Source organism: Oceanimonas sp. MB9, assembly GCF_011319775.1.
GTDB classification, from domain to species: Bacteria; Pseudomonadota; Gammaproteobacteria; order Enterobacterales; family Aeromonadaceae; genus Oceanimonas; species Oceanimonas doudoroffii.
In genome coordinates, this window is sequence record NZ_VFBE01000005.1 from 685,310 (window position 1) to 700,114 (window position 14,805).

The 14,805-nt window shown below is 58.4% G+C and carries 9 protein-coding genes; 5 read left to right on the forward strand and 4 right to left on the reverse strand.

The genetic code is table 11. The annotated features are described in order from the left end of the window. The first annotated feature begins 95 nt into the window (after positions 1-95). A complete protein-coding gene (locus tag OJHNALOF_RS06465) occupies positions 96-1,433 on the forward strand; it encodes an MFS transporter (RefSeq protein ID WP_165661527.1) in 1,338 nt (445 codons plus the stop codon). 10 nt (positions 1,434-1,443) lie between these two features. On the opposite strand, the gene gcvA is transcribed toward OJHNALOF_RS06465, so the two are convergent. The 4 genes from gcvA to OJHNALOF_RS06485 all read right to left on the reverse strand — a co-directional run bounded on the left by gcvA (position 1,444) and on the right by OJHNALOF_RS06485 (position 6,927). Beyond that, positions 1,444-2,367, reverse strand: a complete 924-nt coding sequence (gene gcvA, locus OJHNALOF_RS06470; protein WP_165661528.1) for a transcriptional regulator GcvA — start codon at positions 2,365-2,367, stop codon at positions 1,444-1,446. 190 nt (positions 2,368-2,557) lie between these two features. Further along, positions 2,558-4,054 (reverse strand): CoA-acylating methylmalonate-semialdehyde dehydrogenase, encoded by a 1,497-nt coding sequence (locus OJHNALOF_RS06475; RefSeq protein ID WP_165661529.1) that lies wholly within the window; start codon positions 4,052-4,054, stop codon positions 2,558-2,560. Positions 4,055-4,112: 58 nt separating this feature from the next. Next, the gene (locus OJHNALOF_RS06480; protein WP_165661530.1) at positions 4,113-5,270 is read right to left on the reverse strand and encodes an iron-containing alcohol dehydrogenase; all 1,158 of its coding nucleotides are present in this window, start codon (positions 5,268-5,270) and stop codon (positions 4,113-4,115) included. Positions 5,271-5,364: 94 nt separating this feature from the next. Beyond that, entirely contained in the window at positions 5,365-6,927 is a 1,563-nt protein-coding gene (locus tag OJHNALOF_RS06485; protein ID WP_206063576.1) for a BCCT family transporter, read from the reverse strand. A gap of 551 nt (positions 6,928-7,478) precedes the next feature. Between OJHNALOF_RS06485 and OJHNALOF_RS06490 the strand changes: the two genes are divergently transcribed. The 4 genes from OJHNALOF_RS06490 (at position 7,479) to OJHNALOF_RS06505 (ending at position 14,777) form a co-directional block, all read left to right on the forward strand. Next, entirely contained in the window at positions 7,479-9,992 is a 2,514-nt protein-coding gene (locus OJHNALOF_RS06490) for a CoA transferase (RefSeq protein ID WP_165661531.1), read from the forward strand. Positions 9,993-10,321: 329 nt separating this feature from the next. Continuing rightward, positions 10,322-11,416, forward strand: a complete 1,095-nt coding sequence (locus OJHNALOF_RS06495; protein ID WP_165661532.1) for an aromatic ring-hydroxylating dioxygenase subunit alpha — start codon at positions 10,322-10,324, stop codon at positions 11,414-11,416. Beyond that, on the forward strand, positions 11,409-12,875 hold the full coding sequence (locus OJHNALOF_RS06500) for an aldehyde dehydrogenase family protein (protein ID WP_206063577.1): 1,467 nt from the start codon (positions 11,409-11,411) through the stop codon (positions 12,873-12,875). The genes OJHNALOF_RS06495 and OJHNALOF_RS06500 overlap by 8 nt, the downstream gene beginning before the upstream one ends. A 264-nt stretch (positions 12,876-13,139) precedes the next feature. Further along, on the forward strand, positions 13,140-14,777 hold the full coding sequence (locus tag OJHNALOF_RS06505; RefSeq protein ID WP_094199895.1) for a BCCT family transporter: 1,638 nt from the start codon (positions 13,140-13,142) through the stop codon (positions 14,775-14,777). Positions 14,778-14,805: the final 28 nt, after the last annotated feature.

Consider the following 14,805-nt stretch of genomic DNA (forward strand, 5'->3'; position numbering starts at 1 on the left):
CCGGGAGTGTGCTGATTATTGTCCCGCAGATTCTATATGTCGCATTAGCAAGGGTTAATGCGGTTATGTGTGAATGACGACGACATGGACGTTTGATGCAAATGAGGCTGATCTTTATTTCCCTGCTGGCACTGTTTGCCAGCCTTGTCCTCCTGCTCGTGGGTAATGCCTTTCTCGTTACCCTGCTTGGCCTTCGCTTCAGTGCCCTGGGGGCGAGCTCCTCCAGTATCGGCCTGGTCATGGTGTGCTATTCGGCGGGGTTCGTGATTGGCTCTTGCTATGCCGAGAAGGTTATCAAGCGGGTAGGGCATATCAGGGCCTTTTCCGTCTTTGCATCTTTGGCGGCCATGTCGGCATTGCTCTATTCGGTATCAGACAGCCTGTTGCTCTGGGGTGGACTCAGGGTGGTGGGTGGGCTGTCGATAGCCTCCCTCTATATTGTGATTGAAAGCTGGTTTAGTGCGGTGGCATCCAATGCCAATCGCGCCAAGATTTTTTCCCTCTATCAGGTCGCGGTGTACTGTTCCTCGGCCGCCGGGCAGCTGCTGCTGGGTCTTGGCGAGCCTGCAGACAACCTGCTGCTGTCGGTGTCTGCCATTTTGATCATGGCCGCAATTATTCCGTTGTCCCTGTCGAGAATGCACTCACCGGAACTGGTTGAGGTGCAAAGCAGAATGTCTTTGTGGGCGCTATTCCATACCGCACCACTGGGCATGGTGGCCTCTTTTATCGTGGGGATTTTTCTGGGCACCTTCTTTGGCCTGGTGCCCCTGTTCGCCAGCTTGTCCGGGCTCGGCAATGACGAGATTGCCCTATACATGTTTGGCGCCATCCTGGCCGCCATGCTGACGGCCTGGCCGGTTGGCTGGATTTGCGATCGGCTGCAGCGAAGTTATGTGTTGCTGATCGTCACCCTGCTGACGGTGGTGGCTTGCCTTGCCAACGCCTTCCTGGCGAATGAAAGCTTCCTGCTGAGGTTGGCGGCCATCTGCGTGTGCATGGGACTGGGCTCAACCATTTATCCCATCGCGGTGGCGATTACCCATGACATAGTGGATCGATCCCAGGTGATTACCGCCAGCTCGGGGCTGATGCTGAGCTATGCATTTGGCAGCGTGCTGGGGCCTTTCTTTGTCTCCTTGCTAATGGAGTCGTACGGTCCCGAAGCCTTGTTTCATACCCTGTCCCTGACCCTGGTGTTCATGGCGGTGTATACCCTGTATCGCCAGTACCGTCAGCCACCCATTCCCCTGGAAGGACAGGAGCACTTCGTGTCTACCAGTCCGGACGTTCATGTTATCTCGGATATTGACCCTCGAAACGATGACTTTTGTGAAACGCCCATCGAAAACATCTTCAGGGATCATGAGCCGCAAGAACCGCACCAGGAGCCGAAGGCGGGGGAATGTCTGAGCAAGGGCAACGAAGGTTAGCGTGAACCCGTCAAGCCGGGGTGGCGGCGGGTGACGGGTGCTCCCGTTCGTGGTCTGCGGCTTCTTCCAGTATCCATGAGCGGAAGATCTCGGCATGGGGGTGAATATACTGATCCATGGGGTAAACCAGGTGAAAGGCCTCCGAGGTTTTTACCTTTTGGCTGAAGGGAGCAATCAGCCGGCCACTGGCTATCATGCCTTCCACCAGTGAGCTTCTGCCCAGGGCAAATCCCAGCCCCTGGGCGGCCATTTCCATGGCCGAAATCAGGGTGTCGAACTGCAGCCCGTTGGGAGTGTCCACGTGGCCATGGCCGGTCTGATTCAGCCAGTAGCCCCAGCCTTCTTCATAACCGATAACATGCAGCAGCGGGTAGCGCGCCAGCGCCTCAAGGGACGCCAGGGACGAGGCCCCCTCCACCAGGCTCGGGCTGCAGACCGGAAACAATTCGTCTTGCGTCAGCCGGTCAGACGTCAGGCCGGGCCAGGTGCCTTTTCCATAGCGGATTTCCATGTCCGCTTCCTTGTCCGTTTCCCCTACCCAGATGTTACTGGTGAAGCGCAGTCCTATCTCGGGGTGTCGCGCCCTGAAGCGGGCAAGGCGAGGCGCCAGCCAGGAGGTCAGAAACACCAGATTCACCCTGAGCGTTAGCTGATGGGTGCGGCCCTGGCCAAAAATTTCATCGGTGGCCACGGAAAGCCGTTGAATGGCCTCATGAATGGCCGGTAAATAGGCCAGTCCGGCATCCGTCAGCTCCAGGCCTCGGGGCAGGCGTTTAAACAGGGAGGTACCCAGTTGGGACTCCAGGCCCTTGACCTGCTGACTGACCGCGGCCTGGGTCAGGTTCAGTTCACTGGCGGCATGGGTGAAACTCAGGTGGCGGGCGGCGGCTTCAAAGGAGCGAAGCCAGTTGAGTGGCGGAAGCCGTTTCTTCATGGTGTCTTTCCCTGACCAGGCTTCATTTAAAGCCATTATGGTGTGCCAAGCGACCTTGCTTTTGGCGGCGCCGTTCATGTGCCATCGGCGTCGTCCTTCCTATCCTCGGGGCGATAACCGTAAAAATAAAGAGCCGCATGTCCCAAAGGAGATGCGGCTCAAATTGTTTGGTTAATCCCGTTGCAAGGCGTTACTTCATGGTCGGCATGGAGAACTCGGCCCCTTCACGTACGCCTGCGGACGGCCAGCGCTGAGTGACCGTTTTGCGTTTGGTATAAAAGCGAACGGCATCGGGACCATAGGCATGCAAATCACCGAACAGGGAGCGCTTCCAGCCGCCAAAGCTGTGATAGGCCACCGGTACCGGCAGGGGAATATTGATGCCCACCATGCCCACCTGAATGTTATCGGAGAAGTAGCGGGCCGCCTCGCCGTCGCGGGTAAATATGCAGGTGCCATTGCCGTATTCATGGGCATCGATCAAATCCATGGCATCCTGCATGGTGGCGACCCGTACCACCTGCAGCACAGGCCCGAAGATCTCTTCCTGGTAGCTGGTCATCTCGGGGGTGACGTGATCGATCAGGGTGCCGCCCACGAAAAAGCCATTTTCATGGTTGGGCACCTTCGGCTGGCGTCCGTCCACGACGATGGTGGCCCCCTGTTGTTCGGCGCTGTTGATGTAGCCGATCACCTTTTCCTGGTGCTGGCGGGTGATCACCGGCCCGAAGTCATTACCGCTGTCGGTGCTGGGGCCCACCTTGAGCTTTTGCATGGCTTGCGTCATTTTGCTCACCAGTGCGTCTCCGGCGGCATCGCCCACGGCCACCGCCACCGACAAGGCCATGCAGCGTTCGCCGGAAGAGCCAAAGGCCGCCCCCAGCAGCTGATTGACCGCGTTGTCCATGTCGGCATCCGGCATCACAATGGCGTGATTCTTGGCGCCACCCAGGGCCTGGCAGCGCTTGCCGTTGGCGCTGGCGGTACGGTAGATGTACTCGGCGATGGGGGTGGATCCGACAAAGCTGACCGCCTTGACCCGGTCGTCGTGCAGCAGGGCGTCGACGGCCTCCTTGTCGCCGTTGACCACGTTCATCACGCCGGCGGGCAGGCCGGCTTCCTGCAGCAGCTGGGCAATATACAGGGTGGATGACGGATCCCGTTCGGACGGCTTGAGCACGAAACAGTTGCCGCACACGATGGCCATGGGAAACATCCACAACGGCACCATGACCGGAAAGTTGAACGGCGTAATGCCCGCCACCACCCCCAGAGGCTGAAACTCGCTCCAGGAGTCGATGCCGGGGCCCACATTCCTGCTGTGTTCACCCTTGAGCAGCTCGGGGGCGCCACAGGCATACTCCACGTTTTCTATGCCCCGCTGCAGCTCACCCATGGCGTCATGGGCAATCTTGCCATGCTCCTCGCCGATCAACCGGCAGATCTCATCGGCGTGCTGCTCCAGCAACTCCTTGAAGCGGAACATGACCCGCGCCCGCTTCAGCGGTGGTGTATTGCGCCAGGCGGGAAAGGCGTGTTGCGCCGCAGAGATGGCCTGCTCTACCGTTTTGGTGGAGGCGAGATCAAGCTGCTTGCCGATCTCCCCGGTGGCGGGATTGAATACGTTCTGGCTGCGTGTGTTTTCGGTGACCAGCTGGCCGTTGATGAGATGTCCTATGGTGGTCATGTCATTTTCCTCGTTGTTATGAATAAGGGGTGGAGTTATTGCCCGGGCGATGTGTCAACTACCAGAGCTGGCGGTAGATCTCGACGATCTCGCCAACGCCCGGCACCCTTGGGTTGTTGTTGGGTGAGCCGGATGCCAGCGCCTGCTCGGCCATGGTGGGCATGAGGTCAAAAAAGGCGTGCTGTGCAATGCCATACTCGGCCAGCGTCGGCACCTGCAGTTCTTCATTCAGGGCGTAGAGTTCCTGCAACAACATGTTGTTGGCCTGCTCGTCACTGTCGTTGACGTTGGCCACGCCCATGGCCCGGGCGCACTCGGCATAACGGGCCGGGGCGGCGGGAATCGAGAACCGGGTGACGCTGGGCAGCAGCATGGCATTGGACAGGCCGTGGGGCACATGAAAGGCGGCGCCAATGGGGCGGCTCATGCCATGAACCAGGGCCACCGAGGCATTGGAAAAGGCCACGCCGGCCAGGGTGGAGCCCAGCATCATCGCCTCGCGGGCCGCCTTGTCATTGCCATTGTGATAGGCCCGGCGCAGGTTGGGGCCCAGCAGGCGCATGGCCGACAGCGCCTGGCTGTCGCTGTAGGGGCTGGCCTTTTTGCTGACGTAAGCCTCAATGGCGTGGGTCAAGGCATCAATGCCGGTATCGGCGGTGATCCGCGGCGGCAGGCTCAGGGTCAGGGTGTAATCCACCAGGGCCGCGACCGGCATAAAGCCAATGCCCACGCACAGCATTTTTTCGTCGGTATCTTCATCGGTGATAATGGTAAAGCGGGTCACTTCCGAGCCGGTGCCGGCGGTGGTGGGCACGGCGATGATCGGCAGTCCGGCTTCAATGACCACCCGGGGGAATTTATAGTCCCGCATGTGGCCACCGTGCTTGCCCAGAATGGAAATGGCCTTGGCGCTGTCGATGGGGCTGCCCCCGCCCAGGGCGATGATGCAATCATAATTGCCCGCCTGCACCTCACTGACCCCGGCCTGAATCGAACCGACGGTGGGCTCGGGCACGGTGTCGGAAAACACATGAGAAGCGATGCCCTGTTGGGACAACGACGCCTGAATGCGGCCGGCATAGCCGAGCTCTACCATCATTTTGTCGGTGATGATCAGGGGCCGGCAACAGCCGAGGCTGTTCAGTACATCGGGAAGCTCATGGCTGGCGCCTTCGCCAACCTGCATGATGCGCGGAAGAATGACCTGTGTTGACATGGAAAACTCCGTTCCTGTTAAACCATGGTTTGCATGATGAGTGTGGATGGTTTTTGGGCACGGGCCACTCGGCCCGCGCTCATTCCCGTAGTGCTCAAACCCCCTTGGGCACTTTTATGGTGTCGGCCTGCAATGCCTGATCCGATGGACGGGCCTGCGTGTCGGTTTCGGCCTTGAGTGCCTTGCACAAGCCATAGATGGCCATGATGATCACGCCCGAAAAGGGCAGGGCGGCCACCACTGAGGCGGTTTGCAGTGCCGTCAGCCCGCCGGCAAACAGCAGCACGGCAGACACGCCACCAATGGCCGCCCCCCAGAACACGCGGTAACGGGCCGGCGGGTGTTCCTGCCCCATTGCTACCAGGGTGCAGATCACCAGCGTGGCCGAGTCTGCAGACGTCACGAAATAGGTGACCAGCATGATGGTGCAGACCACCGCCAGCAGCAGCGTCAGCGCCTGACCCAGCTCCAGAAACTCTATGGTCTTGAACAGGGCCATGGTGATGTCTTCGTTGACGGCGTTCACCACACCACCATTACCGAACAGCTCCATAAAAATGGCGGTGTTGCCAAACATGGTGATCCAGAAGGCGCCGAGCACGGTGGGCGCAATCAACACGCCCAGCACAAATTCCCGAATGGTCCGTCCCCTGGAGATGCGGGCAATGAAAATGCCAACGAAGGGAGACCAGGCAATCCACCAGCCCCAGTAAAACAGGGTCCACCAGCCCTGCCAGGGATCCTCGGGGTTCGGATTAACCCAGAACCCCAATTCCACCGCGTGCACCAGGTAGTCGCCCATGTTGGTAAAAAAGGCGCCCAGCAGATAGGCGGTTGGGCCGAACACAATAAACAGCACCAGGATCAGTACCGTCAGGTGCATATTCAGCTCGCTGAGAATACGAATGCCTTTTTGAACCCCGGTAAGGGCCGACACGGTGGCAATGATTGAAATAATGGCGATCAGCACCGCCTGGTTGGCACTTGATACGTCAATGCCGGTCAGGTACTGCAAGCCCGCGTTGATTTGCTGTGCCCCCAGCCCCAGCGAGGTGGCAATGCCAAATACGGTACCGAAAACGGCCAGTAGATCGGCCAGGTGCCCAATGGGACCATAGATGCGTTCACCAAATACCGGATAAAGGCTGGAGCGGATAGACAGCGGCAGCCCTTTGCGATAGGAGAAATAGGCCAGGATCAGCCCCATCACCGCAAACAATCCCCAGCCATGCAGGCCCCAGTGAAAAATAGAGATACGCATGGCAACCTGGGCCGCGGCGGTCGTCATGTTATCGCTTTTCGCAATAAACGGATTGCCTTGAAAGTGATTAATCGGTTCGGCAATGCTCCAGAACAAAATGCCGATACCAATGCCGGCACCAAACAGCATGGCAAACCAGGAAAAGTTGCTGAACTCCGGCCTGTCGCTATCTTTACCGAGCCTTATTTTTCCGTAACGGCTGAAGATGATCCAGATGGAGAAAAACAAGGTGAAGCTGATTAACCCGATGTAATACCAGGCCAGCTCTTCGGCAATAAAGTCCTTGGCGGTGCTATAAATGGCATTGGCCAGTTCGGGGTTGATGGAGGTAAATAATACTACCGAGAGCACCAACAAGGCCGAGCCCAGCACCATCACGGAATGTTCATGTTCCAATAATCCTTTACCCTTTTCCAAAATGAAGTCCTCTCATTTGTGTTCGCTGAAATTCATGGTTCGCTGTGAATAACAGGGGGCGACGTCCATTCATCAAGGCCGGCATATATTCACCGACACTTGCAATCCTGGTGACTCAGCGATTGTTGTTCAGTCGCCGAGCCATGGAAAGCAATAAAAAAAACGTCTCAGACCATAGATAATTTATGGCTTGGCCTTGCCGGCCCCCGTGGCTGCCTCACCGTGGTGCCGAGTGTTGGGCGCCTCAGTTACTGCTGAAAGCCTTTGCCGGCCTGGGGTTGATGGGATTGCCTCTGTCGCCGGGTTTTGTGGCGATACCTGCAACGACACGGGCTATTAAACACGAGCAATAAATAAAATGAGGGCTCAGGCCTTTTTTTTATTGCTGGTTTTCGGTGTTGCCCCAAATCTAGTATCCCCTTGCCAAGCAGGCATAACTTATTTCAGTTCACCGGTGCCGACTCAGTTGCATTGGCGAGGCCAATGAGCGGTAGGGTTCAAGGCAAGTTGAATCACAAGGATAGATAAACATGAAACAAACTCATTCATTGCCGTTGTCGGGTGTCCGTGTTGTGGATTTTGGTCAGCAGATTGCCGGTCCGGCAGTGGCCATGATACTGGCGGATCTCGGTGCGACCGTGGTGCATATCGACCCGCCCGCCGGCCCGCAATGGGATCATCCGGCCAATGCCATTCTCAATCGCAACAAAAGCTGCCTTCGCCTGGATCTGAAACAAGCCTCCGAAGTAACGCGGGCACTGGCATTGATTGAGCAGGCCGACGTGGTTATTGAAAGCTTTCGGCCCGGCGTCATGAAAAGGCTGGGTATCGACTTTGGGCAATTGCGGGCCGCGCGTCCGGAGTTGGTTACCCTGTCGCTGCCGGGATTTGCCAGCAATGATCAACTGCGCCGCGAATGGAAAGCCACCGAGGCCGTGGTGGCCGCCACCTCGGGTGCCTTTACCGACATGGGGTTCAACCGGGTACTTATGGGGCTGAATCCCAGTTTCTCCCCCTTGCCTCTGGGATCGGCCTATGCCACCACCCTGGCCGCCAGCTCGGTGGTCATGGCCCTGCTGGCCCGGGAAAACTCCGGCCGTGGCGATGCCATTGAGGTGCCCATTGCTGCCGCACTGATGGAGGGCCTGTCCTACAACTCCATCGTGATTGAAGGCATGCCCGAGCGCTACAAGACCATGCGGGAAGAGGAGATTGAGCGTCGCCGGGCAGCCAACCGGCCCATGGACGTGAGCTATGAGGATCTGCAGGAATACCTGGATCCCTTTTACCGCACTTACGAGTGTGCCGATGGCCGCATGTTTTATGTGGTATGCCCGTCCCACCGTCATCACGCCAAGCGCTGCCTGAAGGCGCTGGGACTCTATGAGCAGCTGGTCGCCGATGGCTTGCCGGATGTAGAGGACCTGTTCCTGCCCATTGCCGAGTGGAGCGGTGAAACCTCCATCGGTGTCTATCCCCTGCCTAAAAAGTGGGCCGATATTATTTCCGCCCGCATGAAGAATGTCTTTCTGACCAAAACCTCGACCGAGTGGGGGCGTATCTTTGGAGAAGGCCAGATTCCCGGCGCTCCCCACAGAACCACGCAGGAGTGGGTCAATGACGAGCATACCAACGCCGCCGGGTTGATTGTGGAGGTGCAGGATCCGGAGTTCGGGTTGATGAAACAACCCGGCCCCATCGCCTGGCTGGAAGAGTGTGCCGAGCAGATGCTGTCTCCCCGTCCGAGGGCCAATGTCAACTTTGAGCAGGCGCTCGCCGAGCTGACTTCGGTGGCGCAGCGGGAGGTGATTACCCGTCCTCAGGGTGCGGAGATAGCGCCGGCTCGGCAATCAGGCTGGCTGGATGGCCTGAAGGTGCTGGATCTGACCAACGTGATTGCCGGTCCTCACTCCACCGCCTTTCTCGGACGCTTTGGCGCCGAGGTGATCAAGCTGGACCCGGTGACCCCGTTTTATGATCCGCTGATCGGCACCCTGTTCAGCTTTCAGACCGGCATGGGCAAAAAGAGTGCCCTGGTGGATATCACCACCCCTGAAGGCCGGGAAGTGTTTAACCGGCTGGTGCGTTCCGTGGACATGGTGGTCATCAATGCCCCGGAGCGGCAAATGCGCCCCCTGGGGCTGGATCATGACAGCCTGCAGGCGATCAATCCGGGTGTGCTGTTCTGCCGCCTCGACTGCCTGGGGGGCCCAAGGCGCGGCCCCAAGACCGACTATATCGGCTATGACGACATCATTCAGGCCAACAGCGGCATCATGAGCCGTTTCGGTGGCCCGGAAACGCCGGAAGAGCATGCCCACCTGGGCACCCTGGATGTGAACTGTGGTTTTGCCGGCGGCCTGGGCATGGCGGTTGCGCTTTATCACAAGCTGAAAACCGGGGCCGTTTCTCGCGCCAGAACCTCGCTGTCGGCCATCACCAACTTAGCCCAGGTCTCGTTTGCCTTTGACTATCAGGGGCGGGCGCCCTTTGATGAAGCGTCCGGCCGGCAAGCGCTGGGGAATCACCCCTTGTCCCACTTCTACCAGGCCAGTGACGGCTGGGTATACCTGGATGCCGGCTGGAGCGAGCTTGATAAGCTGGCCGCGGTCGAAGGACTGGCAGGCATCGAGAAGGCAACGGACCTTGGCCTGTTCCTCACCGAGGCGTTTCGCGCGGCCAGTGCCGATTACTGGGTCAAGGTGCTGCACGAGGCCGATATCGCCGCCGCCAGGCCGCTCAGCATTGAAGAGCTGCGTGAAGCATACAGCCGTCAGGCCGACGGCCGGGTAGGTACCGACAGGGGCAGCTACGCCTTTTCGGTTTACGATAACCACCCCAGCGGCCACAAGGTCACCCAGATCGATCATTACTCGATTCGGCCTGCCGAGGCGCCGTTGGTTGCGCTCACCCCAACCGAGCAGTTTGGCCACTCCACTCGCGCCATACTGGCGGGGCTGGGGTACAGCGCGGAGCAGATAGATGACATGCTGGCGGCCCGCATTGCCGGCGAGTTCTGGGGAAGGGAATACCTGCCCAGCTGAGCCGCCAGCGTTAGAGACTCACCGTAAAAACCGTTGTTTATGAAACTGCCAGCCGGGGCTAACCCGGCTGGCAGTTTTTATTGGGTCAAGGCCTTGCTTGAAGGGGGAAGGCACAGGCTTCGTTGCGGCCAGAGCATGTCTTCGAGGCCCTCGCTGTTCGTGTGATGATATTGGTTAATAAAAGTAAATGAACTGTTAGCTAAAAATAAATTTTTTTATTGATGGCGCTGACGTATCTTCGTGATCGTGCATGGATGCAGAAGGGCATGTATGCGGTGAAACCTAGTCAGTAATGACTTAAGTGCTTATTTTTAGGTGAGATATTAGCGATGAGTAATCACGACAGCTTGATCTTTGCTCTCGAGCCCAAGTACTACAACGATCCTGCCATTTATGAAAAAGAAAAGCAGACACTGCTGGCGACTACCTGGCAGTTTGCGGGGCACATATCACAAATTCCTAACAAGGGTGATTACTTTCGCCTGGAGATTGCCGGAGAAAGCCTGTTCTGTGTGCGTGACCGCAAGGGCGACATTCGCACCTTCTACAATGTGTGCCAGCATCGAGGCCACGAGATAGTACAGAACGAGTCGGGCAACACGCGCATGCTGGTATGCCCTTACCACACCTGGGGCTATGATCTCACCGGACAACTGCGCAATGGTCCCAACCTGGACTCGGTCAGGGGGCTGGACAAGGGCAAGATTTGCCTGCCCCAGGTGAGCACTGAAATCTTTTGCGGTTTTATCTTCGTGAACCTGGACCCGAACGCCAAGCCGATGGATGAGGTGTTTCCGGGCGTTCGTGACGAGCTGCGTGAGTACGTGCCCCATATCGACGAACTCAAACCCCTTGAGTTTGTTGAAATCTTTGAAAACTGTAACTGGAAAGTCTCTGTAGAGAACTACTCCGAGTGTTACCACTGCGGGGCCAATCACAAGACCTTTGTCGATGGCGTCATAAAGCCCGAGACTTACAACGTCAAGCATGTGGGCCATACCCTGCAGCATACTACCGAGTGTCAGAACCTTGAGAGAATGACCTATCCGGTTGATCCGACCTCGAATGCCTATGCCACCCGCTACAAGTCCTGGTTCCTGTGGCCCGGCTTTTCGTTCCAGGTTTATCCCGGCAACGTGCTGAACACCTATCACTGGCGGCCGGTTGCCGTTGACAAGGTACTGGTCTATCGCGGCTGGTACACCATAGATGGGGAAGAGTCGGATGTGATTCGTCAGCTGGCCAAGCAGGATCACGACACTACGGTCGCGGAGGACCTGGTACTGGTTGAGTCGGTACAACGCGGCCTCAACAGCCGGGGTTATCGGGGCGGCCCGCTGGTGGTCGATCCGGAAGAAGGCGTGATGTCAGAGCACTCACTGGTCGCCATTCATAACTGGGTAAGGGAAGCTATCAATGACTGAACAATGGACACTGCCCCGCGAGCACTGGCTTAACTTTGTCGATGGAGCCTGGGTTGACGGTCAGGCAAGCCCGGTACCGGTATCCGATCCCGGCACCGACCAAGTGATTGCCACTCAGGCCTGCGCATCTGCCGAAGACGTGGATCTGGCCGTGCAGGCGGCAAAGCGTTGCCATCAGCAGGGGGAATTCCGGCACATGGTGCCGGTGGAGCGGGGTAGGCTGGTGCAGCGCATGGGTCAGTACCTGCTGGATAACCTCGACGAAATCGCGCAAGTGCTGTGCCTGGATGCAGGCAAACCCTACTGGGAAGCGAAACTGGAAGTCGAAAGTGCCGCCCGCTATTTCGAATATTACGGTAATCAGGCCGAGACCATGGAGGGGCGATCCATTCCCCTCGGCGGGCAGTATTACGACTTTACCGTATATGAGCCCTATGGCGTGACCGCGCATATTATTCCGTGGAATTATCCCCTGGAGATGACGGCCCGCTCGGTATCGGCGGCACTGGCCACGGGCAATACCTGTGTGGTCAAGACCCCGGAGCTGGATCCGCTGTCGGTGGGCTACATTGCCCGGGCCGCAGAGCATGTGGGTCTGCCGGCCGGCGCCCTGAATATTTTGTGCGGCTATGGCAAAGAAGCGGGGGCGGCCCTGTCGGCACACCCCGATATCAATCAGCTGGTGTTCACCGGCTCGGTGCCGACCGGCATCGCCATTGCCGAGGCGGCCGCCAGAAACGTAGTGCCCTGCGTGCTGGAGCTGGGCGGCAAATCGGCGGCCCTGGTGTTTGATGACGCGAATATTGACGCCCTGGTAGAAGACGTGCGCTGGGGCATCTTCTTCAATGCCGGTCAGGTCTGCTCCGCCATGTCCCGCCTTATCGTGCATGAGTCGGTCTATGACCAGGTGGTCACTCGGGTAGCCGACATGGCAAGCCGGCTGACTGTGGGCGAAGGCCGCCGCTTTTCGGAGTTTGGCCCCAACATGGGCGCCATGATCTCCCGGCAGCAGCGCGACAAGGCCGAGGCCATGTGCACGCGTGCCGAGGACCAGGGAGCCCGCATTGCCGCGGGTGGCCAACGGCTCGAGCAGGCCGGATATTTCCTGGCCCCGACCGTGGTGGCCGAGGTCACCCCCGACATGGAAATTGCCCGGGATGAGGTATTTGGCCCCGTGGTGGCGGTATTGAAGTTCAGCACCGAAGAAGAAGCCATTGCCCTTGCCAACGGGACCGATTATGGCCTGGTCGGCGGCGTCTACTCCGCCGATGTGAATCGGGCCATGAGGGTGGCTCGTGACCTGAGGGCTGGGCAGATTTTTGTCAATGAATGGTATGCCGGCGGTGTGGAAACCCCGTTTGGTGGCTATGGCAAGTCCGGGTATGGTCGTGAAAAAGGACGTGAGGCCCTGCTCAACTATGTGCAAACCAAGAACATTGGTATCGCCATCAAGCAGTAAGTTGTATCGGTTTTTACCCTGACTGCCCTATCTGTTGTATTTCCCCTGGCTTGCCTGCAGCCAGGGGTTTTTTTTATGGCTTTCTGCCGGCGTGATGGTCATTCATTCTGGCGAAGTCACGAGGTCGAAGCAGCCCGCCGGGGTTGATTTTTACCCTGTTCAATTCCTGCCCGAGTGTGCTTGATGAATCCCATTTGCCTCCCTGCCTGTGCTACCATTTGCAGGTTGAAAACAACATATTCCCTTTATAAAGGAAGTACTTTCATGGCAGAACAGGATAACCACGATGTTATCGCCCCCGAGGGCAAGGCCAATCCCATTGATACGGATTATCAAATAGGGCAGGACAACATTGCCCTGCAGATAGGGCCATTCGGACTCGACATTCACAACCGGGTCTTTCTCATTTCCGGACTGGCCATTGTGGCCTTTGTCTTTCTCACCCTGGCGTTTCAAAATCAGGTGGGTCCCATGTTCAGCAGCCTGCGCGGCTGGCTGACCTCCACCCTGGACTGGTTTTTTCTGAGTGCCGGCAATATCTTTGTGCTGGTGTGCCTGGGACTGATCCTCTCTCCTCTGGGCCGAGTGCGTATTGGTGGCACCCAGGCCACGCCCGACTTCACCTACCTGGGCTGGTTTTCCATGTTGTTTGCCGCCGGCATGGGCATTGGCCTGATGTTCTTTGGCGTTTCCGAGCCGCTCTCCCATTTCAGTACCTCCATGGCCGGCACCACGGTGGAAAACGGCGTGCGCACCGACTGGGCGCCGCTGGGGGCCGCCGCCGGTGACGCCGCCGAGGCCACTCGGCTGGGTATGGCCGCCACCCTGTATCACTGGGCGCTGCACCCCTGGGCCATCTATGCGGTGCTGGCGCTGGGGCTGGCCATTTTCTCCTTTAACAAGGGCCTGCCGCTGACCATGCGCTCTGTGCTCTATCCGCTGCTGGGCGAGCGGGTATGGGGCTGGCCGGGCCATGTGATTGACATTCTGGCGGTGGTGGCCACCCTGTTTGGTCTGGCCACGTCGTTGGGGTATGGCGCTGCTCAGGCCTCTGCCGGGCTGAACTTTTTGTTCGGTATTCCCGATACCACCACCACCCAGGTGGTCCTGGTGATTCTGATCACCGCGGTGGCCCTGGTATCGGTGCTGGCCGGTCTGGATGCCGGGGTGAAACGACTGTCGGAGATCAATATGACACTGGCGGCGCTGCTGCTGGTGTTCGTGATCATCGTGGGACCGACCCTGATGATCTTCAGTGGTTTCTTCTCCAACATCGTCTCCTATTTTGAGTATTTCCCGGCGCTGTCCATGCCCTTTGGTCGTGAAGACGCCAATTATTCCCAGGGCTGGACCTCCTTCTACTGGGCCTGGTGGATCTCCTGGTCACCCTTTGTCGGCATGTTTATCGCCCGGGTTTCTCGCGGCCGCAGCGTGCGCGAGTTTTTGGTGGCGGTGCTGCTGGTGCCCACCACCGCCTGCATGCTGTGGTTCAGCGCCTTTGGCGGTACCGCCATTCACCAGCTGGTAAGCGAAGGCTATCAGGCGGTGGCCGACGCCGATCTGCCGTTGCAGCTGTTTGTGATGCTGGAGGATCTGCCGCTGACCGCCATTACCTCCTTTATCGGCATCGTGCTGGTGGTGGTGTTCTTTGTAACCTCATCCGATTCCGGCTCCCTGGTGATCGACACCATCGCCGCCGGTGGCAAGGTCAATGCGCCCAAGCCTCAGCGGGTATTCTGGTGCACCTTTGAGGGCCTGGTGGCCATCGCCCTGATGTTGGGCGGTGGCCTGGCCGGCCTGCAGGCCATGTCGGTGTCTACCGGTTTTCCCTTTACCATAGTGCTGCTGATCTCCTGCGTGGCCCTGATCAAGGGGCTGATGTCGGAGCCGAGGGGCGACTAAGGCGGTTCACTCATTATCAAGGCAGCCT